Here is a 25,841-nt window from a genome sequence, read left to right as displayed (position 1 = left end):
ACCTTGCCTGACCCTGTGTCGCCGGCTGACCCGGCCATGGCACAGGGAGCCGTGCGCACGCTGACCATTCAGCCGCGCCCCGTTTGCCGCCCGGACTCTGGTGATGCCTTGCCTGCACACCCCCTCCGGCGCTCTGACAGAAGAGAAGAAGTATCATGTCATTTGCCCCGATCCCCGGCCCCGTGGCCGAACACGGCCGCCCCGCGCCTCTTGCCCACTGCGCCGACCTGCCCCACCCGTCCCGGACAGGAGGTGTGCGATGAGCCGGACCCTGCTGCTATCCACCCTGCTGCTCGCCCTCGGCGCCGGTGGCGGCTACTGGGCCGCCAAACAGACGGACGGTGGCGCCACCGCCAGGGAGAAGACGCCGCTCTACTGGGTCAACCCCATGGATCCCCGCGACAAGCGCGACGGCCCCGCCAAGGACAACATGGGGATGGACTTCATCCCCGTCTATGAGGAAAAACAGGGCGGATCCCCTGGCACCGTCACCATCAGCCCCGAGATCCAGCAGAACCTGGGGGTGCGGCTCGCCAAGGTGGAAAAACTGCCCGTCCACCAGCAGATCGAGACGGTGGGCTACGTGGGTTATGACGAGGAGCGCCTCGAAGCCATCAACTCCCGGATGGCGGGCTGGATCCGCAACCTCGCCATCAAGAACGAGGGGCAGCAGGTCACCAAGGGCAGCTTCATCTACGATCTCTACGCCCCGGATCTGGTGAACGCCCAGCACGAGTACCTGCTGGCCCTCAATACGACCAATCCCCTGCTGCTGCGCGCCGCCGAAGGCAAGCTCAAGTCGCTGCAGGTACCGGCGGATCAGATAGCGGCCCTCAAGCGCACTCGCAAGGTGCAGGAGACGGTGCGCATATATGCCCCGAGCAGCGGCTATGTGTCAGAGCTCAAGGTGCGTGAAGGCCAGTATGTGGAGCCCGCCGCCCCCCTGTTCAACATCAGTACCCTCAAGCAGGTGTGGGTGAGCGCCGAGGTGTTCGAGCGCCAGGCCGCCCAGATCAAGGTCGGCGATCCGGTCACCATGACCCTGGACTATGCCCCGGGGCGCCGCTGGCAGGGCCGGGTGGACTACCTCTACCCGACGCTTGATGCCAGCACCCGTACCCTGCGGGTCCGCCTGCGCTTCGACAACCCGGACGAGTTCCTGAAACCCAATATGTTCGCCAAGGTGAGCATCGGCACCGGCAAGGGGGAACCCCGCCTGGTGGTGCCAAGCGAAGCGGTGATCCGCACCGGCAGCCAGGACAGGCTGGTACTGGCGCTGGGGGATGGCAACTTCAAGTCGGTGGCCGTCACCCTGGGCCCCCAGTTTGGTGACAAGGTCGCCATCGACCAGGGGGTCGAAGCCGGTGACAGCATAGTCAGCTCGGCCCAGTTCCTGCTCGACTCCGAATCGGCCATCGATTCGGACTTCCAGCGCATGACGGCGGTGCGTCCCATGCAGGTGTGGACCCAGGGCCAGGTGCAGAACATCGATCTCGCCGGGCGCACCCTCGGCATCTCTCACCAGCCCATCCCCGAGTGGCAATGGCCCGCCATGGAGATGGACTTTACCGTGGCAGACGGTGTGGACCTCAGCCAGCTGAAACCGGATCAGACTCTGCATCTGCAGGTGGAGCAGGAGGGGGACGAGTACCGCATCATCCAGATCCATGCGGAAAACAAACCGGCCGCAGGCGACGCAATAAAAGAGGCCAAGGGCGAGATGCCAGACATGGAGGGTATGGATCACAGCCAGCACCAGATGGGGGATAAATCATGATCCCGGCCATTCTTTACTGCGTTGACCACCACCCCAGTCGGCTGCCAGCCCACCGAATGAGAGGTGTCCAGTCATGATCCCTGCCATCATTCGCTGGTCCGTCGGCAACCGCTTTTTGGTGCTGCTATTGACCCTCATGCTCACCGCCTGGGGCCTCTGGTCGGTCAAGCAAACCCCGGTGGACGCCCTGCCGGATCTCTCCGACGTGCAGGTGATCATCAAGACTTCCTACCCGGGCCAAGCGCCCCAGGTGGTGGAAGATCAGGTCACCTACCCGCTCACCACCGCCATGCTGGCGGTGCCGGGCGCCACCACGGTGCGCGGCTACTCCTTCTTCGGCGACTCCTTCGTCTATGTGCTGTTTGACGACAGCACGGATCTCTACTGGGCGCGTGCCCGGGTGCTGGAGTACCTGAGCCAGGTGGCCCCCAATCTGCCCGCCGGGGCCCAGCCCCAGCTCGGGCCGGACGCCACCGGGGTAGGTTGGGTCTACCAGTACGCCCTGGTGGACAAAACCGGCAAGCACGACTTGAGCGAGCTCACGTCCCTGCAGAACTGGTTCCTCAAGTACGAGCTGCAGACGGTCAACGGCGTCTCCGAAGTCGCCACCGTGGGCGGCATGGTGCGCCAGTATCAGGTGCGGGTCGATCCGGACAAGCTGCGCGCCTACGGCATCCCGCTCTCCCTCATCGAGACCGCCATCAAGCAGGGCAACCAGGAGACCGGCGCCTCCGTCATCGAGATGGCGGAAGCGGAGTACATGGTGCGCTCGAATGGCTATTTGAAGAGCGTGGAGGACTTAAAACAGATCCCGCTTGGCACCAATGTGCGCGGTGCGCCCCTGCTGCTGGGTGACGTGGCGGATGTAGTCACCGGTCCCCAGATGCGGCGCGGCATCGCCGAGCTCAACGGCGAAGGGGAAGTGGTGGGCGGCATCATCGTCATGCGTTACGGCGAGAATGCCCAGCACACCATAGACGGGGTCAAGGCGCGGCTGGCCGAGCTCAAATCCAGCCTGCCGGAGGGGGTGGAGATCGTCACCGTCTACGATCGCTCCGACCTTATCCAGCGCGCCATCGACAACCTCTCCGGCAAGCTGGCAGAGGAGTTCGCGGTGGTGGTGCTGGTCTGTCTCGCCTTCCTGTTCCACCTGCGCTCCTCCCTGGTGGTGGTCATCACCCTGCCCATCGCCATCCTGACCGCCTTTATCGTGATGCACCTGCAGGGGATCAACGCCAATATCATGTCGCTGGGGGGCATCGCCATCGCCATCGGCGCCATGGTGGATGGCGCCATCGTGATGATAGAGAACGTCCACAAGCACATGGAGCGGGAGGCGCTCACCGACAAGAACCGCTGGCGGATCATCACCGAGGCGAGCATAGAGGTCGGGCCGGCGATCTTCTTCTCCCTGCTCATCATCACCATGAGCTTCCTGCCGGTGTTTGCGCTGGAGGCGCAGGAGGGGCGCATGTTCCACCCGCTGGCCTTCACCAAGACCTACGCCATGGCCGCCGCCGCTGCGCTCGCCATCACGCTGGTGCCGGTGATCATGGGCTATTTCATTCGCGGCAAGGTACTGCCCGAGCAGGCCAACCCCCTCAACCGTGGTCTGAGCCAGGCCTATATCCCGCTGCTCAACGCCGTGCTGGCCCGCCCCAAGACCACCCTCGCCGCCGCCGCAGTGGTCACGATCGCGGGCTTCTGGCCGCTCCAGCACCTGGGCTCCGAGTTCATACCGCCGCTCGATGAGGGGGACATCATGTACATGCCCACCACGGCGGCCAACATCTCGGTGGGCAAGGCGCGGGAGATTTTGCAGCAGACCGACAAGCTCATTCGCACCGTGCCCGAGGTGCAGAACGTGTTCGGCAAGGCGGGACGCGCCGACTCGGCCACCGACCCGGCGGATCTGGTGATGATGGAGACCAGCATCCAGCTCAAGCCCCGCGATCAGTGGCGCCCCGGCATGACCCCGGAGAAGCTCAAAGAGGAGCTCGACTCCCTCATCCGCTTCCCGGGCCTCACCAACGCCTGGGTGCCCCCCATCAAGACCCGCATCGACATGCTGGCCACTGGCATCAAGACCCCGGTGGGGATCAAGATTGCCGGCCCGGACCTCAAGGTGGTCCAGCAGATTGGCCAGCAGCTGGAGCAGATCGTTGGCAAGGTGGAGGGGGCCTCTTCCGTCTACGCCGAGCGGGTGGCGGGCGGCCGCTATGTGAAGGTGGACATCGACCGGCTCAAGGCGGCCCGCTACGGTCTCAACATCGCCGACGTGCAGGCGGTGCTCGCCACCGCGGTGGGTGGCATGGAGGTGGGGCAGACCATCGAGGGGCGCGAACGCTACCCCATCAACCTGCGCTACCCCCAGAGCTATCGCGACTCGGTGGCCAGCCTCGAACTGCTGCCCCTGGTTACCCCCAAGGGGGAGCGGATCGCCCTGGCGGACGTGGCCCGGGTCTACATCAGCGACGAGGCGCCCATGCTGCGCAGTGAAAACGCGCGCCTCAACGGCTGGGTTTACGTCGATATTCGTGGCCGCGATATCGGCTCATTCGTGAAGGAGGCCAAGGCCGAGGTTAGCAAGCAGCTGGTGCTGCCACCGGGCTACGCCCTCAGCTGGTCAGGTCAGTACGAATACATGGAGCGGGCCATGGAACGCCTCACCTACGTGGTGCCGCTCACCGTCGCCATTATCGTGCTGCTGCTCTATCTGGCGTTTCGCCGCTTCCAGGAGGTGCTGCTCATTCTCACCACCCTGCCGCTCGCGGTAGTGGGCGGGATCTGGACCCTCTGGCTGCTCGACTTCAACCTCTCGGTGGCGGTGGGGGTAGGCTTTATCGCCCTGGCCGGGGTGGCGGTGGAGACCGGGGTGCTGATGCTGGTCTACCTCAACCACGCCTGGGACGATCTGGTGGCCAGCGGCAAACCGGACCAGGCCGGTCTGCACCGGGCGGTGGTCCACGGCGCCGCCCTGCGCCTGCGCCCCAAGATGATGACGGTGGTCACCATCATCGCCGGCCTTCTGCCCATCATGTGGAGCCAGGGCACCGGCTCAGAGGTGATGCAGCGCATCGCCGCCCCCATGATAGGCGGCATGGTGACCGCCCTGGTGCTGACCCTGCTGGTGCTGCCCGCCGCCTATTACCTGTGGCGCAGCCGCACCCTGAAAACCCTCGACCACACGACTGCGCAGACGGATACGCCCGCTGCGCCCTGATCAACCGGACAACACAAACAAGGAAACCATCATGAACTACAAGACGCTGACACTGACCCTGCTGCTGGGCCTCGCCACCCACACCGGCCTGCAGGCCGAGGAGATGATGAACCATCAAGGGCACGACATGAGCCAGATGGGTGACATGCAGCAGATGGAGGGGATGCAGGAGAGGGTGATGACCAAGGGGGTCATCAGCCGCATCGACGTGGCAAATGGCAAGGTCGGCATCAAGCACGAGGCCATCGCGAACCTCAAGATGCCCGCCATGACCATGGTGTTCCAGGTGGCCGACCCGGCCCTGCTCAAGGATCTGCAGGTGGGGGATGCGGTGCGCTTCCACGCCGAAAGCCCGGCTGGCAAGCTGACGGTGACAAGCATCCAGAAGCAGTAACGGGGCCGGGATCAACATGGATGGGGGGGCTCTCCTCCCCCATCCCTTTTCGTGAGCGTGGCTGCCGCCCCACTTCAGCCGATTCCCCTCAAACATCCTGAATATAATTCGACATAAGGGGAAAACGATATTGTGAATATCATCCTGCTTGCTATGCCTCGCATTTAAAACAACAGCCTCATATTGACGAAGATAGAAATAACAAAACATTAACAACCGTTCAGTTGGCATTCAGCAAAAGTCAAACTTATCCCCTTACTATCGAGACTCCCATTGATGACAGGAGTCGCACCAAGACAATAACCAAACAGCCAACAACTCCATCCAATATAACCCTGTATGAGAGCAAGGATATTGCTTTTGGCTCTACTGCGCTCTTGTAGAGACAACTAAGGATATTATATGAAAAAACATGCTCTGTTCGGTATATTCACGACACTGGCTGCCGGCCATGCGATGGGACAATCCCCGGAAATCGCCGCTTACTATTTGAGTGGACCGGATGCCCCGGCTAATACTCCCGCCTATTATGCCTCGCTGGATAATCTGGAAGCCTTGAGTCAGCAGGTCGCCAGCCAAAAGAGCAACTTCAATAAACTGGTGCTGTCGTTCGTCCAGCCCAGCCTGATCAATTACACGCAAAACGATCTCGCCTGCACCGGGCTATTCGGCTATGTCTGCGACACGGCCACCGTCAATAAAAAACCAAGAGACAATAAATCCACTGCCGATTTCTCCCAGCTTAAGGAGATCATCAACACCTTCAAGCTGCACGGGGTGGAGACCTATATTGCCGTCGGGGGTTGGAACTTCAGCTGTATCCCGGAATACTACGATGTCACCGCGGGCAAGGTGGATGCCTGTGGCCCGGCCGGGGAAAAATATGACTCCTTCCCCAACCCTGGCCCCGGCAACCGCTTCGACAATCCCATCTCCGGCCAGGCCGCGGATCAGGCCTATCGAAACGTGGTTCAGCTGGCCAGCGATCTCGGTGTGGCGGGTATCGATCTGGACTACGAAGAGTTCTGGCACGCGGACCTCAACGCCTACAGCTGGCGCCTGACGCCGGATTCGGTGCAGCTCCCGGCCAACAATCTGGAGTACCTCGACACCGCCGAGCTGATGAGTCAGGGCAAGGGGCCGCTGGTCTATAACAACGACATGCAACTCGATCCCGCGCAGCAGCCCTATCCCAGGATCATGCCGGACACGGTCGACAAGTTTGCAGCCATACTGGGCTCTCTCTACAGCGCCATCGATGCCATCGATCCCGGGCTTGCGCTGAGTACGGCGGCGCCGGCCACCGGCGGGCTCCCCAATATGTCGGCCAACTGGGGCAGCAATGCCCAGACCAGCCACACCTATGGCGGTGCCTGGTGGGGCGGCAACCTGTATGGCCTCATTTATAACACGGCCCTGCAATATCCGGATAAAATAGACCGGCTCAGCACCATAGGCATCATGTCCTATGACCTGAGCGAAACGGACTGCGGCGGGGATACCAATATTCCCTGCGATCTGGCGGGGCAGGTCGATTATTATTACGGCTCCTTCTTCAGCTGGTTGAAATCCGGCGATACCCTGCGACCAGGGCATGCCATGATAAAAGGGGCCCCCAATTATGCGACCGCATCCATTCAACCTCAGAAGTTGCTGATTGCTCCCCCCATCACGGTCGGCTTCGAAGTCGGCAGGCCGGCCACTGGTAATTTGGTACTGAGCAAAGAACTGCTCAATGACATTGCCAAGCGCACCGCCAAATATGCCCCCTCCGGCATGATCATGTGGGATCTTTATAAAGACAAACGCCATGATGAACCCATGGATGGTTGGGACCCTGCCTGGGCAAGACCCAACGACGTATTGACCGTCACCTGTGACGTCATGGGATTAAAAGGCGAGGAATATGACTGTGCCAGCACTGTACCCAACCCCTGATACCGAGGCTGGAAATATAGCCTGAACGAAACATGCCGGCGCACCTTGCACCGGCATGCTGTATATATTCATGGCCTCCGATATGATTGTCGGCCTTATTGATAACCATCCCGACTCCAATTTCCCAGGCAGATTGTTGAAATGACGGCGCAATAAAAATGGGCAGGTTATTCCTGCCCATTTGTTATATGGAAACGCCGTTCTCAGCCGCGGATATGGTCGATAAAGGCGTCGATCTGCTCGCGGCCACAGGCCGGGTTCATGAAGACCGCCTTCTCCCCGGCAATGTAGGAGTATTTGCCGCGGGCGTCGTAGTCGGAGTGGGCGATGGCCTCCACCCAGTTGGTATAGAGCCCCACCTTGCCACGCCCGGTAAACAGGCTGCGGTGATAGTCGGTGTTGCGCTGCAGGCGCGCCTTGTAGGCGGGGTCCGTGCTGCGCGCCAGCTCGAAGGCGAACTCGGCCTCCGGATCGCTTACCCACTCGGGGTTGTAGATCTTGAAGCCCACGCTCGGCCCCTGATTCTCCTGGGCCACCAGCTTGACGTTGCCAAGCTGGCTTAACCGGAAGCGGAAATAGTTGGCATTTTGCAGGCAGTGGGCCAGCACGGTGCGATACCCCTCGACCCCCAGGTAGTTGAGGGCCGCATAGGCACCAAACAGGCCGCTCGCCCCGCGGGAACACTCGATGGTGGACTGCAGGTGGGTCTGACCCTGGATGTCCCGCTCAAAATAAGAGAAGTTCTCCGGGTCGTTCTCCATCGCCTTGAGATCGTCCTGCTCCTTGATCATCACCAGGCTGGAGGTGTAGGGCACATAGCCCCACTTCTGGAAGTCGACGGTGAACGAATCGGCGTATCTGAGCTCGGCGAAGCGGCTCACGTTGCGCTCTATGCCCGCCAGGGTGGCGGCGTTGATGGCGAGCGGGTTGGCGGCAAAGTCGTAATCCAGGAAGAAGATCATCGACCAGCCGATGGCGGCGTCCACGTGGATGTGGGGCTTGACCGCCACCTCGAAGCGCTCGCAGAGGCGATCCCGCAGCGCCACCACGGGTTTCACCCGATCCACCCCGAAGGTGTCGGTGGTGCCCATGGTGAGCATGATGGTGGGCACCACGTGCTTGAGGGCAAAGCAGGCGGTCAGGGTGCGCTCCAGGTGATCGAGATCGATGTCGTTGTTCTCGCCCACCTGGATGCGGATGGTCTTGTTCTCGATGTCGACCCCGAGCAGAGAGAGGTTGGTGATGTTGGAGTAGTGGCCGCCCTGGGAGTTGATGATGCGGTAATCCTGATAGTGGCCGAGCCCCTTGTGCTTGGCCTCGGGCAGGCTCTTGCGAATGCCGAGCAGGTAGCCATAGAGGTTACAAAAGGTCCCCCCCTGGGTGAAGATGCCGGTGGCGCGGGCCGGATCGTAACCCGCCAGCAGGGCAATCTGGCGCACCACCTTCTTCTCCAGCTCCTCGGCCACCCCGGCATACTCGGAGTAGACCAGGTTGGGGTTGGCGAGGATCCCCATCTGGGCGCCGTAGATGGCGGGATCCGCCGACATGGTGACCACGTTCTCGACGCTGGAGGGGTTCTCCCAGTCTTTGGAGAGGGCGCCGGCAAACAGCAGCTCCGCCATGGGCTCGCCCGGCGTGCGCATGGCTTGCGGCACCGGCATGGTCTCGCACAGGTCGGCGAGGCGGGCGCAACCATCGGGCCAGGCGTTCAGCCGCGCCGACGGGGCCAGGCCGCGGGCGCGAAACTCGTTGAGGGTGGCGAAGCCGGGTTCACGAAAGACCGGCCAGAGATCGGGGTTGCGCGAGAAAAAGTTGGCTTTGACTGTGGCAAAACGACGTTTGAATTCGGGGTGGATGGCGTTGACGCCTTCATCTTTCAAATAGACCAAGTCACTCATTTTTATACCATTAGTACAGCAAATGTGCTGCCCTTATACCCCTGGGTCGCCGTTTGAAACAGCGACAATAACTAATGGCCTCCCCTACTTTTTGTCATGCATGAGGGCGGACAACGGCTGGCAAAAAGGCGCCTTTCGGGCGCCTCTTTTGATTTTGTGATCCACCCGCCCCAGCGGCGAGAAAAGCGTCAGCGCAGCGATGCCAGCAACCAGCAGGAGAATACCTCCAGCTCGGTCTGCAGGGCCGGGAACTCGCCGCGCCACTGGCGCAGCAACTCGTCGATGGCCTCCACCTGATAAGCCACCCCGGGCAAGCGCGTGGCCAGCGCATCCAGCGGGGCCGGCTCCAGGCTGTCGCTGAAGATCTGCGCCCGCCCTATCACCCCCTTCTCCACATCGAAGTGCAGCTCCACCCCGCCCCAGCCGAAACGCTCGTCCAGCTGATGGGTAAACGCCGGGGCGTGGCCGAAGTTCCACTCCCAGCTGCGCTGGCGGGCGAAGGTCTCGGCAAAGCCGGGCAAGTCTGGCAGCCGCTCGGGGGAGATGTGCTCTGGCTGTACCCGCTCACCGTAGTGGCTGAAGAAGGCCTCGCACAGGGCCTGGCTCACCTGGCCATGGTCGATGCCCGGCAGCAGCTCGCCGAGGTTCGCCACCCGGCTGCGCACCGAGCTGATCCCCTTGGCCGCCAGCTTCTTGGGGTCGGGATTGAGGTAGTGGGCGAGCCGGCCGAGGTCTGCGTCCAGCAGCAGGGTGCCGTGGTGAAAGCCGCGATCATGGGTCTCCCGATAGGCCGAGCCCGACACCTTGCGATCCCCGTCCGGGGTCGCCACCAGCAGATCGTTGCGACCGGAGGCGAAAGCCTCGACCCCGAGCAGCTTGAGCGCGTCCAGCACGATGGCGGTGGAAACGCTCTTGTCATACTCCGGCTTGCCCGCCATGAAGGTGAAGCAGCTGTTGCCAAGGTCGTGAAACACGGCGCCACCACCGCTGCTGCGGCGAGCTAGGGTCACCCCGTCCTCTTCCATGCGGCGGGTATTGCACTCCTTCCAGGGGTTCTGGGCCCGGCCGATCACCACGGTATTGGCGTTGCGCCACAGAAACAGCACCCGCTGATGCGGGTCCATCTGGCGAAAAATGCACTCTTCCACCGCCAGATTGAACAAAGGATCGTGGGAGTCGGACAACAACAGACGCAATCGGGACATGAGAAGGCCTCATCGGGATGGGAGAACCGCTATCATACCACCCGGGCAGCAAGGATCCGCTTCCCCCCTCCCGCCAATAATTGACTCATAACGCAATAATCGCAGTTTCGACACATTTCGACAGCAAGTTGAAAGTATCCCGTGATACGGCGACACAGACTGACGCATTGCGCTAAAAAGAGCCCAAACACTCGCGCTTATTGAGGTAATCGACAATCAAATACGACTAAAATGCGACCATTTTTATAGGTCATATGGCTCCGTAATTCTTCGCTTAATTGCCAAAAATAACGAGCAGGAAGGCCAAATGTGATGAATGACACAGAAATCATTTTTTCTGTTACGCATCCCCTGTTATAGCGCCCTTTCGCCCCCTTGCGGGCAACAAGGAATTGTTTGACTCTAGGACGGACCATCGTCTCCCGAGAGGAATGAGTATGAGCGTCGTAAATTCCTCCCTTCATCGCCTGCTCTGGTACCTGCCAATGCTTGGCTCGGCGATGTTTTGCGCCTTTTTTTCACCGCCGTCGAAGGCGGTGATTGACAAGGTGACAGTGCAGTTGCCCTGGCAACACCAGTTCCAGTTTGCCGGCTATTACGCGGCCCAGGCCAAGGGTTTCTATCGAGCCGCCGGTCTGGATGTCACGCTGCGACCCGCCATGACCGGCACCGATGTGGTCAACGAGGTGATGTCGGGCAATGCCCAGTTCGGGATCAGCGGCAGTGATCTGCTGCTGGCCCGCGCCAGCGGCCAGCCCATCGTGGTGCTGGCCTCCATGTTGCAGCACTCGCCACTGGTGCTGCTCACCCTGGAGCGATCCGACATTCGCCAGCCGGCGGATCTGGCGGGCAAGCGGCTGATGCTGGAGCCCGGCTCCCAGGAGCTGCAGATCTACCTCAACCGCCACACGCCACCGGAGAGCTGGATAAAGCAGCCCTACCGGCAGGGCTTGAAGGCATTGCTGGCGGGCAAGACGGATGCCATCAGCGCCTACAGCACCACCGAGCCCTTCTATCTGACCAAGATGGGCATCCCCTACCGGGTGTTCTCCCCCCGCAGCATCGACTTCGACTTCTATGGTGACAACCTGTTCACCTCGGAACGCGAGCTGAGCAGCCGGCCGGAGCGGGTCTATGCCTTCCAGCAGGCGACCCTCAAGGGGTGGCGCTACGCCATGGACAACCCGGCCGAGATGATCGACTGGATCGTGACCAAGTACCCGAGCGGCGCCGGCCGTGATCTGCTGCAGTTCGAGGCCGACACCACCCGGGAGCTGATGCAGCCCGATCTGGTCGAGCCCGGTTACATGCAGCCGGAGCGCTGGCAGCAGATCGCCAGGAACTATCTCGATGCCGGCCTGCTGTCGGCCCTGCCCGACCTGGAGCACTTTCTCTACAACCCGGATCGGGAGCGGATCCGCCAGCAGCGCCAGCTGCTCGACAAGAGCGTGGCGGTGGCCATGCTGATCACCCTCTCCCTGCTGACCCTGCTCGGTATCTTCTGCTACCTCTATCTGCGCCTGCGCCAGGAGGCGCGTGGCCGACAGCGACTGACCCGCGAGCTGGCCCAGAGCGAGCAGCACTACCGTTTCGTGGCGGAGAACAGTGCCGACGTCATCTGGACCATGGACACCACCACCCTGCGCTTTCGCTATGTCAGCCCCGCCATCCAGCCGCTCAGCGGTTACGACCCCACCGATGTGCTCACCCTCCCCCTCAGGCAGCTTATTCCGGAGACATCCAGAAAGCAGCTGCGCGCCGAGCTGAGCGGCTCCCTCGCCGCCTGGCAACGCGGCGATCACGAGCAGACCCGCTGTGTCATTCGTACCCAGCTGCGTCACAAGGAGGGACATCTGGTGGCCACCGAGACCATCACCACCCTGCACGGCAACGAGCAGGGCCAGCCTGATGCGATCCTGGGGGTCACCCGCGACATCACCGAACGGGCCGCCAGGGAGGAGATGATGCGCCGGCTCGCCTTCTACGACCCGCTCACCAACCTGCCCAACCGCCGCTTGCTGCAGCAGCGGCTGAAGGAGGTCATGGAGGGCAAGGTGGCCCAGCTCGCCCTGCTGTTCATCGATCTCGACCACTTCAAGCCGATCAACGACACCTTCGGTCATGAGACAGGTGACGTGCTGCTCAACATGGTGGCCGAGCGGATGCGCCACTGCGTGCGGGAGCGGGACCTGGTGGCCCGCCTTGGCGGGGACGAGTTCGTGATCCTGCTGCCCGATACCGGTGACGAGGCGCTGACGGTGGCCGACCACCTGCACCAGCGCCTGCGCCACCCGTTTCGCATCGACGAGGAGCAGGAGCTGCGCATCTCCAGCAGCATAGGGGTGGCCCTCTACCCGGAGCACGGCACCGACCCCAAGACCCTGATGCACCACGCCGATCAGGCCATGTATCAGGCCAAGGGACGAGGGCGCGGCCGGGTCTGTCTCTATACCGCCGGGCTGGATCCGGAACAGGGCTCGCTGGTGTGGCAGAGCAGCCACGAGTGCGGCCACCCGCGCATCGATGCCGAGCATCGCCAGCTGTTCGTGCTGACCAACCGGCTGCTGGAGCACATGAAGGATCACCAGGAGCACCCCGCCCTGTTCCTGGAGTGCATGGAGAATCTGTTCGACGTGGCACGCCACCACTTCACCTTCGAAGAGCAGGTGCTGGCCGAGCTGGGTTACCCCGAGTTCACCAGCCACCAGCAAGACCACCAGCTGCTGCTGCAAAAGGCTGACCAGCTGATGACCGCCGCCAGGGCGGGCACCCTTGGCAACGACGAGTTGCTCAACTTCATCATTCAGGAGCTGGTGGTCGGCCACATGAGCCAGGCCGACCGGCGCTACTTCCCGCTGATGAAGGGGCGCTGAGCCCCGCCAGCCGGCATATCTCCTCCCTGAACGTGTGAAACGAGAAGGGCCACCCGGGTGGCCCTTCTGTCATTGAGCGCCCGGCACATCTGCCGCGCCCCCCTCCGCCCGGCGCGACATCAGGCTGTAGTAGAGCAGCGGGATCACCACCAAAGTGAGCAGGGTGGAGACCAGAATGCCGAAGATGAGGCTGATGGCCAGGCCGTTGAAGATGGGGTCATCGAGGATAAACAGGGCTCCTATCATGGCCGCCAGCGCCGTCAGCAGGATGGGCTTGGCCCGCACCTGGGCGGCGCCGATCACCGCCTGCTCGAACGCCGTACCCGCCGCCCGCTGCTGCTCGATAAAGTCCACCAGCAGTATGCTGTTGCGCACTATGATCCCGGCCAGCGCTATCATGCCGATCATCGAGGTGGCGGTGAACTGGGCCCCCAGCAGGGCGTGGCCCGGCATCACCCCGATCAGGGTGAGCGGGATGGGGGCCATGATGATGAGCGGCACCAGATAGGAGCGGAACTGGGCCACCACCAGCAGGTAGATGAGGATCATCCCCACTCCGTAGGCAATGCCCATATCTCGGAAGGTCTCGTAGGTGATCTTCCACTCCCCGTCCCACAACAGCGCCACCTCCCCCAATTTATCCGGCTGCTGCACGTAATATTGGGGCAGGTCGATGTCGGCACCGGCGGCAAACATGCCGTAGAGGGGGCTGTCGGCATGGCCCCCCATGTCGGCCACCACCATCACCATGGGCCGCATGTTCTTGTGCATGATGTAGCTCGGCGCCACCTCGTCACGGCGGCTCACCAGCTCGGAGACACGGATGAGCTGGCCGCTCTGGCTGCGCACCTTGAGCGCCAGGATGCCGGCCAGATCCCGCTTGTCGCCGGAGGCGAGCTCGACACGGATCGGTACCGGGTACTTGGCGCCCTGACCGTGCAGCCAGCTGGCATCCTGATAGCCCACGCCGCCGTTGAGGGTCGCCACCAGATCGCCGAGATCGACTCCGAAGCGGACCGCCTTGCTGCGATCCACCACCAGCCGCCACTTGGGCTGAGGGTCGGTCAGATAGATGTCCACATCCACCAGATCCACCGTCGCCACGAAGCGGGCCTCTACGGCGCGGGCCGCCGCCTCACGCTGATCCGGCGTGGGGCCATACACCTCGGCGACGATGGGTGACCAGACCGGCGGGCCGGGGGGCACCTCCACGACTTTCAGGTTGCCGCCGGCTGCGGATGCGATGGCCTGCAAGGGGGCGCGCACCGACTGGGCAATCTGGTGGCTGCTGCGATGGCGCTCGTGTTTGTCCACCAGATTGACCTGGATGTCCCCCACATTGGCACCGCTGCGGATAAAGTAGTGGCGCACCAGCCCGTTGAAGTTGATGGGGGCGGCGCTGCCGGCGTAGACCTGGTAATCCTTCACCTCCGGTACCTTGGCCAGCTCGCGCCCCACCGCCAGCAGGGTGCGCTCGGTCTGCTCCAGGGTCACCCCCTCCGGCATGTCGAGCACCAGCTGAAATTCCGACTTGTTGTCGAAGGGGAGCATCTTGAGCACCACCCATTGCACCATGGGCATGGCGGCGGCGCCCGCTACCAGCAGCAAGACCCCCAGCCAGAGTTTGCGTCTGGCCCCCTTGGCTCCCTCACCGATCAGGAAGGGGGTCATTAGCCGCTGAAAGAGGCCGGCCCTGGCCTCGCCGTGGGCGACATGCCCCTCGCGCTTGAGCAGATGGCCCGCCAGCCAAGGGGAAAAGATAAAGGCCACCAGCAGGGAGATAAGCATCCCCATGCTGGCATTGATGGGAATGGGGCTCATGTAAGGGCCCATCAGGCCGCTGACAAAGGCCATCGGCAGCAGGGCCGCGATCACGGTCAGGGTGGCGAGAATGGTCGGCCCACCCACCTCGTCCACCGCCCCCGGAATAAGGTCCCTGAGGGATCCCTTGCCCAGGCCGCGATGGCGGTGGATGTTCTCCACCACCACGATGGCGTCATCCACCAGGATGCCGATGGAGAAGATAAGGGCAAAGAGGGACACCCGGTTGAGGGTAAAGCCCCACGCCCAGCTGGCAAAGAGGGTCAGTGCCAGGGTGATGACGATGGCGATGCCCACCACCAGCGCCTCGCGCCACCCCATGCTCACCAGCACCAGCAGCACCACCGCGGTGGTGGCGAAGATGAGCTTGCCGATGAGGGTGTTGGATTTGGTCTCGGCGGTGACGCCATAGTCACGGGTCACCGTCACCTCGACCCCGGCCGGGATGAGCCGGTTCTTGAGACTCTCGACCCGGGCCTCCACCCGCTTGGCCACTTCCACCGCGTTCTGCCCCGGCTGCTTGCCGATAGCCAGGGTCACTGCCGGATAGCTCTGCTCCCCCTGCCCCATCCAGCTGCGCTGCACCGGGGTCTCCTCCCCAAGGGACACCTGGGCCACCTCGCCGAGGTAGACCGGCTTGCCATCGTGCAGGCCCACCACCAGCTCGCGGGCCTCCTGCTCGCTTTGCAGGAACTGCCCCACCTGCACCTTGATCTCCCGATTGTCCTGCACCACGGCCTGCTCGTTGCCCGCCTGGTTGGCGGCGGCGAGCCGCTGGTTGAGCTCACCCCAGCTGATGCCGTGGGCGCTGAGGGCGGCCGGATCCGGCATCACCCGCAGCACGGCGCGCTGGCCGCCCAGGCTGTAGATATCGCGGGTGCCGGGCAATCGCTTGAGCTCGGTCTCCAGCTCGTGGGCGACCCGGGTCAGCTCGGCGGCCCCCAGCTGCTTGCCCCAGAGCGTCAGGCTGACGATGGGCACATCGTCGATCCCCCTGGGTTTGACCAGCGGCTGGCCGACGCCAAGCCCCTGGGGCAGCCAGTCCCGGTTCGAGTCGAGCTGGTTGTTGAGATCCACGATGGCCTGCTCACGGCTCACCCCCACCTTGAACACCACCACCAGCAGGGCGCCGTCCGGGCGAGAGAAGGAGTAGAGGGTGTCTATCCCCTTTATCTGGGAAATAACCTGTTCGGCGGGAGTGGTGACGAGGGATTCGACCTCCGCCGGGCTGGCCCCCGGAAAGGGGATATAGACGTCGGCGAAGGTGACATCGATCTGCGGCTCCTCCTCCTTGGGGGTCACCAGCACCGCAAAGAGGCCGAGCAAGAGCCCCACCAGCGCCAGCAACGGGGTGATGGCCGAGCCCTGAAACAGGGCCGCCAACCGGCCGGCTGGCCCCAGTTTGTTCTTGCTGTCGTGAGCGTCGTTACTCATGGGCCACCGCCTGCTGGCGCGCCCAGCCATCCGGTGCCACCCGATCGCCGCTCTGGACGCCCGCCAGGATCTCGCACTGCCCTGCCTGGCAATGGCCGACCCGCACCGGCGTCAGCACCCAGCCATCCCCCTGCTTGAGATAGAGACCGCTGAACTCACCCTGCCTGAGCAGGGCCTGCTCCGGCACCTGCAGCAGCTGACGTTCGCCCTGTTTGAGCTGCACCTTGAGCCACATGCCGGGCAGCACCCCTGCCGTGCTCGGCGGCAGATCGAGGCGCAGCCGAAAGGCGTGGCTCTGGCTGTCGGCATAGTTGAAGCGGGTCAGTTTGAGGGGGGTAACGGCCTTACCATCCGGCAGCAGCACCTGCGCATCCGACGGCTGGCCGGCGAGGGCCAGCGCGGACTGGGGCAGCTCCACCTCCACCCGCAGGGCATCAAGGGAAAAGCCCGAGAGCAGCGGCGTCCCGGGGGCCACCGTCTCCCCCAACTCCACCAGCCGCTTGGTGACCACCCCGGCGTAGGGGGCGAGGATGCGGGTATAGCCGTAGGCCTCCCGAGCCTGGGTGAGGGCCGCCTCGGCGGCGTTCACCTCGGCGCGGGCAGATCTGTCGCTCGCCAGGGCGCTGTCGAGCTGGGCGCGGGTGATCACCCCCTTGGCAATCAGCGCCTGGAAGCGGGCGAGCTGGCGCTCGGCTTCCACCTGCTGGGCCTGGGCCCGGGCCAGTCGCGCCTCGGCGCCGGTCACGGCGGCAAACTGCTCCTTGCCGCTGATCTCGAGCAGGGGCTGTCCGGCCACCACCTCATCGTTCACATCCACCAGCATGCGGGAGACCCGACCGCCAGTCTGGGCCGCCACCGTCCCCTGATGGATGGCACTGACGGTGCCATCCAGGGTGAGCCAGTCGGTCACCTGACGGGGAACCAGTGTCAGGGCCGCCTCGCCATTCGTCTCGGCAGACCATGCCGTCGACAGCATCATGGGAAAGACAAGCGCAGAGGTCACGGCCAGCAGAATGGCCCCCGGCAAGCGGATCGGTTCCATGATAGTCCTCCTTCCCCGGCAGCAGGGGCAATCCATTCAGGCGGAGCGGGCGTGGCAGCGCTTCTCCCGCACCTTCACCAGGACCCGATCAACCAGCAAGATCCCGGCCACCATGGCGGCTACGAACAACAATATCATGGGCTGGCCACTGGAAATGAGACTCAAGGCAGGCCCCGGGCAGATCCCCACCAATCCCCAACCTATGCCGAACAGGGCAGATCCCCCGACGAGGCGACGATCCAGCTTGGTGGCAGGCACCACAGCCATGGGCTCTCCCAGCAGGCTCAGGCGCCGCGGCTTCACCAGCAAGAAATAACCCGGCATGAAGACCAGCAGGGCGCCCCCCATCACGAACCCCAGGCTGGGATCCCAGGCGCCGGCCAGATCGAGAAAACCGGTGACCCGGGCGGGGTCTATCATGCCGGAGATGGCCAGACCCAGACCAAACAGCAAACCGGCGAGCAGACTTGTCAACAAGGTCATCGCAATAGCCTCCTAGAAGAGATGATGAGTCAGAAACACGGTCAGCACACCGGTCGCCATGAAGGTGAGGGTCGCTACTATGGAGCGCACGGAGAGCCGCCCCATGCCGCAGATGCCGTGGCCGCTGGTGCAGCCATTGCCAAAACGCGTGCCGATGCCCACCAGCAGCCCGGCCAGCAGCACCAGCGGCCAGGCGGGCAGCGCGGTGAATGCAGGCATGCTGGCCCAACCCAGCGTCAGTGCCAGCCAGGCTCCCGCTCCCAACCCCAGCAGGAAGAGCAGTCGCCACGGCGCCCTGTGTTGCAGCGCACCGGCCAGGATGCCGCTGATCCCGGCCACCCGGCCGTTGCACAGCATCAGGATCAGGGCCGCGAGCCCCACCAGCATGCCGCCCCCCAGGGAGAGCAGCCATTGGCTTTCCATCATCAAGATTCCTTATTTTCTGAGTGACAAAAATGGGTTTGCAACGCCGCCAGCACATCGGCGGCCGCCTCGCTCACCAGCGAGTAGTAGATCTGCTGGGAGACCTTGCGCGAGCGGACAAGACCCTGGCGCTTCAATACCGACAGTTGCTGGGAGAAGGCCGACTGGCCGAGCTGGCTGCGGGCCAGCAGCTCCCCGACTCCCTTCTCCCCCTCCACCAGCTGACAGAGCACCATCAGGCGTTCGGGATGAGCCAGCGCCTTGAGCAGGGAGGCGGCGGCCGTCGCGTGTCTGTTCATCTCGTCGAATTGGCTCATGGGAGTAAATTAGCAATTTCTGATATTTGGTTCTATTGTATAAAGCGAAACTAAATTAGCAATATCTAAATTAAATAAGGAGAAGGTCATGACAGTAGAAAACGGAGTAAGAGTGGTCGCGGGCTGCATGCTGTTGCTGTCGCTGCTGCTCATCGCCTGGGTGCACCCGGGCTTTGTCTGGCTGAGCGTCTTTGTCGGGGTCAACCTGATCCAGAGCGCCTTCACCGGCTTCTGCCCGGCCGCAATGATCCTCAAACGGCTGGGGCTGAAATAGCGGCGCGCCAAGGTAGAGAAAAACCTGCCATCTGGGGCGAAATAAGGAGGGCGGGGCATCTCGCCGCCCTCTTATGGCCATGGAGGTAGCCAGCCGGCCCCGACTATTGACGAACTTGTATCTAAATGTTGCTAAATAGGCGATGAGGCTTTACCCCACCGCTCTGGATGAGTACCATCAGGCCGTCCATCAACAGCGGAGACCATCAGTGGGCAACTCATCAAGTGACAGTTGTAGACCGACCCTCGTCGTCGGTACCCAGGTCGCGAGCTAGCCGCAGGTCATCCTCTGCCGCATGCTCGCAGCCCTGCGAGAAGCGGAAATCCACTCCCCTCTTCTCTTTTTACACTTGACGTCTGGTGACCATTGGCCAAAAGCCATGGCCGCCATGCCTGCATAGTTTCTGCTTCCCACAAGGAGGCTGCTATGCGTTTTATTTCAACCCTGTCCGTAACCAACCGGACTCACCCCCTGCTGAGCAGACTGGGTCGCGGCCTGTTGCCGCTCTGGCTGCGTGGCAAGGAGCGCCAACACCACTACCGGTTGCAGATCCGTTGCGAGGATCGGGCCGACATGGAGCAGGTGCTGGATCTGGTGAACCACACCCTGCAACCGGCGGGCCTGCACCCCTTGCAGTCCCTGCGACCCGGTCGCAGCGGCGGGCGGGAGCTGGTGCTCAATCTGCACTGCACCCCGCCCCAGCGGCGCTATCTGGTGCAGTTCGTGCACCAGGTGGGGGTACATCACCCGGTCCGCTGGGAGTTGCATCCGCGCCGCGACCCTGAACCGGCGCTCAATTGAGCAAGCCATAACCGGGGCCAGCCACGCTGGCCCCTTTCAATCCGTTTCGCAGCCCAGCCCGCCATCCAGCATGGCCGGGCTTTCCGTGCGTTTTTTCGATGAGGTGATGGTCTTCACGCACGGGGATCAGGCAAGGGAATCCTCGACCGCCTTCAGGAAGGCCATCTGCAACAGAAGGAGTACGCCATGAGAATGTGGCAACAATTGGACATGATTTCCCTGCTCGACACCCTGGCCAGCCTGCTGCTCGCCTTCGTGCTCGGCAGTCTGGTGGGGCTGGAGCGTCAGTACCGCCAGCGTACCGCGGGCCTGCGCACCAATGTGCTGGTGGCGGTGGGCGCGGCCCTGTTCGTCAACCTGGCCCAGCGCATCTATGACCTGCACGGCGGCACCTACGGGGTGGTGCACGTGGTGGCCTACATCGTCTCCGGTATCGGCTTTCTCGGCGCCGGCGTCATCATGCGCGAGTCGGGCAACATCCGCGGCATCAACACCGCGGCCACCCTGTGGGGAGTGGCCGCGGTCGGCGCCGCCAGCGGGGCCGGACTGGCCATGGAGGCGATCCTCGGCGCCCTCTTCGTGCTGGCCGCCAACACCCTGCTGCGCCCGCTGGTGAACCAGATCAACCGCCGTCCGGTGGACAACACAGACACCGAGGTGACCTACCGGGTGACCGCCCTCACCCAGCGCGAATACCAGAAGGAGGTGCTGCACTGGCTGGAAGAGATGCTGGAGCAGGCCAACTATCCGTTGAGCGAGCTCGACATCGAGCCCTTCGGCGAGCGGGATCTGGAGATATCTGCGGTGCTGCTGGCCACCTCCATCGATGGCGACGAGCTCGACGCCCTGATGGTGAAACTCGGCATCCACCCTCACATCAAACAGGTGTTCTGGCGCGCCAGTACCACGGATTGAGACGAGATCTCGCCCAATAGCAAAAAGCCCCGCACTGGCGGGGCTTTTTCATCTTTTCGGGTTAGCGGCGGCTGCGCCAGCGCACCCTGGGGAGGATGACCTGGGCGGTCTGGGTGGGGGGATTGCCCGCAATCAGCTGTTGCATCAGTTCGAAGGCGGCGCGGGCCAGGGCCGGGCAGTCCTGGGCCACCGAGTCGATGCGCATGGGGATGCAGTCGAGCAGGTCGTGATCGTCGAAGGTACACAGGCGCATGCCCGTCTCCATCAGGCCCGCCTCGTTGAGGTAGCGCAGCACCCCTTCGAGCAGGGTGAAGGAGGCGGTGAAGAGCCCCTTGGGCGGCGCGCCGAGCTCGGCCACCAGCTCGGCCATCAGCTGATAACCCGAGCTTGGCTGGTAGTCGCGGTGACGAACCCGGTCTGATGTGGCCTCCAGCCCGGCGCGGTGCAGCCCCAGCTCGTAGCCTGCCAGCCGGTGGCGGCTGGGGGAGAGATCCAGCAGGCCGCCGAAGTAGTAGATCTCCTCCCCGCAGCCGGCCGCCATGTCCTGCACCAGCTCGGCGGTGGCCTTGCAGGCATCCGAGATCACCATCGGCAGGCGTGACTCGCCGATGTGGCGGTCGAGCTGCACCACCGGCAGGCGGTCGTGGATGCGGGCATAGATGTCGTCGCTGTGGCCGCTGGAGGCGACAATGAGGCCGTCCACCTGGCGGCTGATAAGGTTGTCCACCACCCGCTGCTCCAGGGTGGGGTCATCCTCGGAGCAGGCGATGAGCAGCTGGATCCCCGCCTCCCGGCAGTGGGCCTCAAGGGCGCGGGCGATGCTGGCGAAACCGAAGTTGGTGAGGTCGGGGATCACCAGTCCCCAGGTGTAACTGCGCACCGCCCGCAGGGAGCGGGCATGGATGCTCGGCTGGTAGTGGCACTCGTCCGCCACCGCCTGGATCCGCTTGCGAGTGTCGTCGGCGATGCGGTACTCCGCACTCTTGCCGTTGAGCACCAGGCTGGCGGTGGCCTTGGAGACCCCCGCAAGCGTGGCTATCTGGGCAATCGTGATCCGTTTCTTCTTCTCCACCTGACCTCCCGGCAAACTGACACCGGGCTATTGTACAAGGCAGGCCGCCAGCGGCCAGTGATCGAGGCAAATTTTGCTGTCATCACCGTCACAACGTGCGGAAAGTACTGGGTTTTCACCGGGGAAGTAGCGGGTAGACAGGGTCTGGCGACCGCCATCGACGAAACACTCGAGGCTGGAGCTGTCGCACAAGACGGTGATGCTCCCCCCAAGCCAGGGGCAGCCTCGCTCCTCCCACTCCCCGCTCTGCCAGTTCTGCCGGCGCAGGACAAGGCGCCCCGGCTGCCACACCAGCTCGGCCACGGCGCCGAACCCGAGGCGTCCCTCCCCGCTCAAGGCCAGGTCCAGCCAGGCCGAGTCGATGGCCAGGGCAGGCAGCTCGTCCGGCGCTCCCTCGAAGCGGGTCGGAGCCCCCTTGAGGGCCGCGATCTCCGCCACCGGCCGCTGGCAGAGCCAGTCGTCCTGCCAGAACAGCTCCCGTGGGCAGCTCATCTGGTGGATCCAGCCATGCTCGACGGTGGGCTGGCTCATCTCGTTCTCCTCCGGCAACCCCAGCCAGGCGAACAAGAGGCGGCGCCCCTGGCTGTCCTGGGTGGTCTGGGGGGCGTAGAACTCGAAGCCTCGGTCCAGCTCGTGGAAGGCACCGTGCGCGAAGTGCTCGCCGTCGAAGTCGCCCGCCAGCCAGCCACACTGGTAGAGGTTGCGATAATCCTCCCCCCGAGGCGCTATGCCCTGAGGGCAGCTGATCAGTACATGGCGCTCACCAAGTGCAAACAGATCCGGGCACTCCCACATATAGCCGAACTCGCCGAGGCCCCCGCGCCCGCTGCCGGCAATGGGGCCGACCAGCGTCCAACCATCCAGAGCGTCGCCGCGATAGAGCAGCACTTCCCCCTTGTCATCCAGGGTGCGGGCCCCCAGCACCATCAGCCACTGCCGGCCATCGTGCCACACCTTGGGGTCGCGCACGTGGCCGCTGTAGCCTGCGGGCAGGTCCAGCACCGGCCCCAGCTTCTCGAAGCCGCCCATGCCGTCGGCGCGGGCCAGACACTGGTAGGCGGTACGGCTACCGTCCGGGTACTTGACGTTGCCGGTGTAGATGAGAGTCAGGCGCCCCTGCTCGTCGCTCACCGCCGAGCCTGAGTAGCAGCCGCTCTGCTCGTAGGGCTCGATGGGCAGCAGGGCCGGCAGCTCGTGCTGCCAGTGCAGCAGATCGGTGGAGGTAACGTGACCCCAGCCCTTGTTGGCGTGTGCGCAACCCAGCGGGTTCCACTGGTAGAAGAGGTGGTAGCGCCCGTCGTGCTCGACGAAGCCGTTGGGGTCGTTGAGCAGCCCCACCGGGGCTGCCAGGTGCCAGCGGGGCCGATGGGGATCGGCCACAGCCTTGAGCTGGCCGGCCAGCAGGGACCGGACAACCTGTTTGAGGAGATGGCTTTCCTTCATCACTCCACCTTGTACTTGAGCAGGTAGGAGGCGACGAAGGCGGCGCCAAAGGCGATCACCAGGCCGATGACGTAGTGGATGAGGCTCATGGGCTGGACGATGGCCATGCCCGGGATGCCGGTCAGGCCCACCGCCGTCATGCCCACCTTGGCCGCCACCACGTAGGCGCCGCCACAGGCCCCACCGAACAGGCCGGCCAGGAAGGGCTTGATGTAGCGCAGGTTGACGCCGAAGATGGCCGCCTCCGTGATGCCGAGCAGGCAGGACATGGCCGCCGGCACCGTGATGGCCTTGATCTTGACGTCGCGGGTCTTGAAGTAGACCGCGAGACAGGCGCCGCCCTGAGCCACGTTGGCCATGGCCCAGATGGGCAGCAGGAAGTTGACGCCGATGGCCGGGTTGGCCAGCAGGCCCGCCTCGATGGCGTGGAAGCTGTGGTGGATCCCGGTGATGACGATCAGCGAATAAGTGCCGCCAAACACCAGACCTGCCAGCCAGCCCGCCTGCTCATAGAGGGCACTCAGGCCGAACGAGATGCCATCCCCCAGCACCCGCCCGGCGGGGCCGATGAAGAGCAGCGCCACGAAGCCGGTGATGATGACAGTCAGGAACGGCGTGAGGATGAGATCCAGGGCATCGGGGACGCGCCTTCTCAGCTGTTTCTCCAGGTGGGACATGAACCAGACCGCCAACAGCACCGGGAAGACGGTGCCCTGATAGCCGATCATGGCGACATCGAGCCCGAAGAAGTCCATGGTCTTGAAGCCACCGGCCACCCCCCAGGCGTTGGTCAGCGCCGGGTGGGTCAGAATGCCTCCCAGCGTCGCTCCCAGATAGGGGTTGCCGCCGAATTCGCGCGCCGCGGTGAAGCCGATGAGGATGGGCAGGATGACAAAGGCCGCCGAGCTGAACATGTCCAGCATGATGAAGAGCGCGCTGTCGGCGTTGACCCAGCCATAGGTGCGCACCATGCCGAGCAGCCCCATCAGCAGGCCGGAAGCGACGATGGCCGGAATGATGGGCACGAAGATGTTGGAAAGCGTCCGCGCCAGCCGCTGGGCCACATTGAGCTTGGCCGCCGCCAGGTCGGTCAGCTCCGCCTTGCTGGCGGTACCGGTCCCGGTCAGGGTGACGAACTCCACATAGACCTTGTTGACCAGGCCGGTGCCGAAGATCACCTGGATCTGGCCGGCGTTGCTGAAGCACCCCTTGACCCCCTCCAGCTTGTCGATGGCAGCCTTGTTCACCTTGCTGTCGTCCGCCAGCACCAGCCGCAGCCGGGTGGCGCAGTGGGCGGCGCTGACGATGTTCTCCTTGCCCCCGAGCAGGGGCACCAGATCCTTGGCTATCGCACTGATATTCATATTCTTCCTCTTATGGCCCGCCGTCGGCAGGCCCGTGTCACATGAGAGTAGGACCTGTCGACCCGCGGTTCTAGCCGCGGATCAACAGCCGCTTGCCCCCGATCGCAAAAAGGCATCCAGTTCGATGCGACTCGGCAGCGCCGTCATCGCCCCCTTGGCGGTGGTAGCCAGCGCCCCGCAGCCGTGGGCCCGGGCCAGGATGGCAGGCAGCTCATCCAGAGCGGGCAGCGAGGTCCGTTCGGCCAGGGCGCTCAGCAGGCCGGCGACGAAGGCATCCCCCGCCCCCGTGGTGTCGATGGGAGTCACTTTGGGCCCCACCCACTCCAGCAGCTCGCCGCCGAGGCGAGCCACCACGCCGGCCGCCCCCCGGGTCACCAGCACCAGGGTCGGGCCTGAAATGGTGGCGAGCCCCGCAGCCAGATCGTCCAGACCGCTTAGCAGTTGCAGCTCCTCCAGCGAGAGCTTGACCACGTCCGCCTGCGCAATGGCCTCGCGCACCACGGGCAGCATCTCGGCGGGGTTGCCCCACACCTCGGGCCTCAGATTGGGGTCGAAGCAGACCCGCCCCCCTGCCGCCTTGATGGTCGCCATGGCTTGCAGAGAACTGCTGCGTACCGGCTCGTTGGCGAGCGCGATGGAGCAGGTGAGCAGCCACTGCCCGGCCTGGAAGACCGGCAGATCGGCGGGGGTCAGGAACTGATCCGCGCTGGGCCTCACCATGAAGGTGAAGCTGCGCTCCCCTGCCTCATCGAGTTCCACCAGCACCGTGCTGGTGCGATAGGCCGGATCCTGGATCAAGTGACGGGTGTCGACCCCTTCGCTGGCCAGGGTATCGGCCATGAAGCGGCCGAAGGGATCGGCGCCGACCCGGCCGATAAAGGCCGACTCACCGCCAAGCCGGGCCACCCCGACCGCCACGTTGGCCGGCGCGCCGCCCGGACACCTGAGGTAGTGCTGCTCCCCTTCCGGGATCAAGTCCACCACCGCATCCCCCATTACCCACACACGATTCGTCACCTTGCTACTCCACTGCTGCATCGGATCGACTGTCAAACCCAGACTCTGTTTTGTTGGCTGGCATTATCAGCTAAACCGTTTTAGCCAACCAACAGATCCCGACGCCGGCTGCCATTTTTGTGATCGG

General features: G+C 63.7%; 19 protein-coding genes. 8 read left to right on the top strand and 11 right to left on the bottom strand.

Going from position 1 to position 25,841, the window contains the following annotated elements; genetic code table 11:
- Positions 1-259: 259 nt before the first annotated feature.
- The 4 genes from AB5Y94_RS14430 (at position 260) to AB5Y94_RS14415 (ending at position 7,332) form a co-directional block, all read left to right on the top strand.
- Complete coding sequence (locus tag AB5Y94_RS14430) at positions 260-1,777, top strand: efflux RND transporter periplasmic adaptor subunit (protein WP_368205920.1); 1,518 nt, start codon at positions 260-262, stop codon at positions 1,775-1,777.
- Positions 1,778-1,850: 73 nt separating this feature from the next.
- Entirely contained in the window at positions 1,851-5,000 is a 3,150-nt protein-coding gene (locus AB5Y94_RS14425) for an efflux RND transporter permease subunit (RefSeq protein ID WP_368205918.1), read from the top strand.
- Between the two features lie 31 nt (positions 5,001-5,031).
- On the top strand, positions 5,032-5,394 hold the full coding sequence (locus AB5Y94_RS14420) for a copper-binding protein (RefSeq protein ID WP_368205916.1): 363 nt from the start codon (positions 5,032-5,034) through the stop codon (positions 5,392-5,394).
- A 402-nt stretch (positions 5,395-5,796) separates the two neighbouring features.
- Positions 5,797-7,332, top strand: a complete 1,536-nt coding sequence (locus AB5Y94_RS14415; RefSeq protein ID WP_368205914.1) for a toxin — start codon at positions 5,797-5,799, stop codon at positions 7,330-7,332.
- A 203-nt stretch (positions 7,333-7,535) separates the two neighbouring features.
- Here AB5Y94_RS14415 and AB5Y94_RS14410 read toward each other — a convergent pair whose 3' ends face one another.
- Together AB5Y94_RS14410 and AB5Y94_RS14405 are read right to left on the bottom strand one after the other, a co-directional pair.
- Positions 7,536-9,230: a pyridoxal-dependent decarboxylase gene (locus AB5Y94_RS14410; RefSeq protein ID WP_268028310.1), complete on the bottom strand. Its 1,695-nt coding sequence runs from the start codon at positions 9,228-9,230 to the stop codon at positions 7,536-7,538.
- Positions 9,231-9,418: 188 nt separating this feature from the next.
- Entirely contained in the window at positions 9,419-10,435 is a 1,017-nt protein-coding gene (locus tag AB5Y94_RS14405) for a lipoate--protein ligase A (protein WP_368205912.1), read from the bottom strand.
- Between the two features lie 437 nt (positions 10,436-10,872).
- On the opposite strand from AB5Y94_RS14405, the gene AB5Y94_RS14400 reads away from it, so the two are divergent.
- Entirely contained in the window at positions 10,873-13,308 is a 2,436-nt protein-coding gene (locus tag AB5Y94_RS14400) for a diguanylate cyclase (protein WP_368205910.1), read from the top strand.
- A gap of 69 nt (positions 13,309-13,377) precedes the next feature.
- Here AB5Y94_RS14400 and AB5Y94_RS14395 read toward each other — a convergent pair whose 3' ends face one another.
- From AB5Y94_RS14395 to AB5Y94_RS14375, 5 genes are read right to left on the bottom strand one after another with little or no spacing between them, the layout of a single operon-like run.
- Positions 13,378-16,563, bottom strand: a complete 3,186-nt coding sequence (locus AB5Y94_RS14395; RefSeq protein ID WP_368205908.1) for an efflux RND transporter permease subunit — start codon at positions 16,561-16,563, stop codon at positions 13,378-13,380.
- The gene (locus tag AB5Y94_RS14390; protein WP_368205906.1) at positions 16,556-17,605 is read right to left on the bottom strand and encodes an efflux RND transporter periplasmic adaptor subunit; all 1,050 of its coding nucleotides are present in this window, start codon (positions 17,603-17,605) and stop codon (positions 16,556-16,558) included. Before AB5Y94_RS14390 ends, AB5Y94_RS14395 begins: the two co-directional genes overlap by 8 nt.
- A 36-nt stretch (positions 17,606-17,641) precedes the next feature.
- A complete protein-coding gene (locus tag AB5Y94_RS14385; protein ID WP_368205904.1) occupies positions 17,642-18,088 on the bottom strand; it encodes a DUF6691 family protein in 447 nt (148 codons plus the stop codon).
- Positions 18,089-18,100: 12 nt separating this feature from the next.
- On the bottom strand, positions 18,101-18,514 hold the full coding sequence (locus AB5Y94_RS14380; RefSeq protein ID WP_010633373.1) for a YeeE/YedE family protein: 414 nt from the start codon (positions 18,512-18,514) through the stop codon (positions 18,101-18,103).
- Positions 18,514-18,828, bottom strand: coding sequence for a helix-turn-helix transcriptional regulator (locus AB5Y94_RS14375; RefSeq protein WP_010633372.1), 315 nt, complete (start codon positions 18,826-18,828; stop codon positions 18,514-18,516). Before AB5Y94_RS14375 ends, AB5Y94_RS14380 begins: the two co-directional genes overlap by 1 nt.
- 88 nt (positions 18,829-18,916) lie before the next feature.
- Here AB5Y94_RS14375 and AB5Y94_RS14370 point away from each other — a divergent pair, with 88 nt between their 5' ends.
- The 3 genes from AB5Y94_RS14370 (at position 18,917) to AB5Y94_RS14360 (ending at position 20,818) form a co-directional block, all read left to right on the top strand.
- A complete protein-coding gene (locus AB5Y94_RS14370; RefSeq protein ID WP_368205902.1) occupies positions 18,917-19,102 on the top strand; it encodes a DUF2892 domain-containing protein in 186 nt (61 codons plus the stop codon).
- Between the two features lie 426 nt (positions 19,103-19,528).
- The gene (locus AB5Y94_RS14365) at positions 19,529-19,903 is read left to right on the top strand and encodes a hypothetical protein (RefSeq protein WP_005302994.1); all 375 of its coding nucleotides are present in this window, start codon (positions 19,529-19,531) and stop codon (positions 19,901-19,903) included.
- 186 nt (positions 19,904-20,089) lie between these two features.
- On the top strand, positions 20,090-20,818 hold the full coding sequence (locus tag AB5Y94_RS14360) for an MgtC/SapB family protein (RefSeq protein WP_005302996.1): 729 nt from the start codon (positions 20,090-20,092) through the stop codon (positions 20,816-20,818).
- A gap of 61 nt (positions 20,819-20,879) precedes the next feature.
- Here the strand turns inward: AB5Y94_RS14360 and AB5Y94_RS14355 are convergent, their stop codons facing one another.
- The 4 genes from AB5Y94_RS14355 to AB5Y94_RS14340 all read right to left on the bottom strand — a co-directional run bounded on the left by AB5Y94_RS14355 (position 20,880) and on the right by AB5Y94_RS14340 (position 25,735).
- On the bottom strand, positions 20,880-21,890 hold the full coding sequence (locus AB5Y94_RS14355; RefSeq protein ID WP_279451282.1) for a substrate-binding domain-containing protein: 1,011 nt from the start codon (positions 21,888-21,890) through the stop codon (positions 20,880-20,882).
- Positions 21,891-21,917: 27 nt separating this feature from the next.
- The gene (locus tag AB5Y94_RS14350) at positions 21,918-23,333 is read right to left on the bottom strand and encodes a glycoside hydrolase family 32 protein (protein WP_368205900.1); all 1,416 of its coding nucleotides are present in this window, start codon (positions 23,331-23,333) and stop codon (positions 21,918-21,920) included.
- Positions 23,333-24,697 carry a sucrose-specific PTS transporter subunit IIBC gene (locus tag AB5Y94_RS14345; RefSeq protein ID WP_368205898.1) on the bottom strand — a complete coding sequence of 455 codons (1,365 nt, stop codon included), beginning with the start codon at positions 24,695-24,697 and terminating at the stop codon, positions 23,333-23,335. Before AB5Y94_RS14345 ends, AB5Y94_RS14350 begins: the two co-directional genes overlap by 1 nt.
- 81 nt (positions 24,698-24,778) lie before the next feature.
- Positions 24,779-25,735 carry an aminoimidazole riboside kinase gene (locus tag AB5Y94_RS14340; RefSeq protein ID WP_368206064.1) on the bottom strand — a complete coding sequence of 319 codons (957 nt, stop codon included), beginning with the start codon at positions 25,733-25,735 and terminating at the stop codon, positions 24,779-24,781.
- Positions 25,736-25,841: the final 106 nt, after the last annotated feature.

Source organism: Aeromonas sp. s5, from assembly GCF_040907865.1.
In the GTDB taxonomy this organism is placed as follows: domain Bacteria; phylum Pseudomonadota; class Gammaproteobacteria; order Enterobacterales; family Aeromonadaceae; genus Aeromonas; species Aeromonas dhakensis.
This window is presented reverse-complemented; position numbering and strand designations above follow the sequence as displayed.

Coding starts and splice junctions, on each gene's coding strand:
- AB5Y94_RS14430 (WP_368205920.1), top strand. CDS start 260: ATGAGCCGGACCCTGCTGCTATCCACCCTGCTGCTCGCCCTCGGCGCC.
- AB5Y94_RS14425 (WP_368205918.1), top strand. CDS start 1,851: ATGATCCCTGCCATCATTCGCTGGTCCGTCGGCAACCGCTTTTTGGTG.
- AB5Y94_RS14420 (WP_368205916.1), top strand. CDS start 5,032: ATGAACTACAAGACGCTGACACTGACCCTGCTGCTGGGCCTCGCCACC.
- AB5Y94_RS14415 (WP_368205914.1), top strand. CDS start 5,797: ATGAAAAAACATGCTCTGTTCGGTATATTCACGACACTGGCTGCCGGC.
- AB5Y94_RS14410 (WP_268028310.1), bottom strand. CDS start 9,230: ATGAGTGACTTGGTCTATTTGAAAGATGAAGGCGTCAACGCCATCCAC.
- AB5Y94_RS14405 (WP_368205912.1), bottom strand. CDS start 10,435: ATGTCCCGATTGCGTCTGTTGTTGTCCGACTCCCACGATCCTTTGTTC.
- AB5Y94_RS14400 (WP_368205910.1), top strand. CDS start 10,873: ATGAGCGTCGTAAATTCCTCCCTTCATCGCCTGCTCTGGTACCTGCCA.
- AB5Y94_RS14395 (WP_368205908.1), bottom strand. CDS start 16,563: ATGAGTAACGACGCTCACGACAGCAAGAACAAACTGGGGCCAGCCGGC.
- AB5Y94_RS14390 (WP_368205906.1), bottom strand. CDS start 17,605: ATGGAACCGATCCGCTTGCCGGGGGCCATTCTGCTGGCCGTGACCTCT.
- AB5Y94_RS14385 (WP_368205904.1), bottom strand. CDS start 18,088: ATGACCTTGTTGACAAGTCTGCTCGCCGGTTTGCTGTTTGGTCTGGGT.
- AB5Y94_RS14380 (WP_010633373.1), bottom strand. CDS start 18,514: ATGATGGAAAGCCAATGGCTGCTCTCCCTGGGGGGCGGCATGCTGGTG.
- AB5Y94_RS14375 (WP_010633372.1), bottom strand. CDS start 18,828: ATGAGCCAATTCGACGAGATGAACAGACACGCGACGGCCGCCGCCTCC.
- AB5Y94_RS14370 (WP_368205902.1), top strand. CDS start 18,917: ATGACAGTAGAAAACGGAGTAAGAGTGGTCGCGGGCTGCATGCTGTTG.
- AB5Y94_RS14365 (WP_005302994.1), top strand. CDS start 19,529: ATGCGTTTTATTTCAACCCTGTCCGTAACCAACCGGACTCACCCCCTG.
- AB5Y94_RS14360 (WP_005302996.1), top strand. CDS start 20,090: ATGAGAATGTGGCAACAATTGGACATGATTTCCCTGCTCGACACCCTG.
- AB5Y94_RS14350 (WP_368205900.1), bottom strand. CDS start 23,333: ATGAAGGAAAGCCATCTCCTCAAACAGGTTGTCCGGTCCCTGCTGGCC.
- AB5Y94_RS14345 (WP_368205898.1), bottom strand. CDS start 24,697: ATGAATATCAGTGCGATAGCCAAGGATCTGGTGCCCCTGCTCGGGGGC.
- AB5Y94_RS14340 (WP_368206064.1), bottom strand. CDS start 25,735: ATGCAGCAGTGGAGTAGCAAGGTGACGAATCGTGTGTGGGTAATGGGG.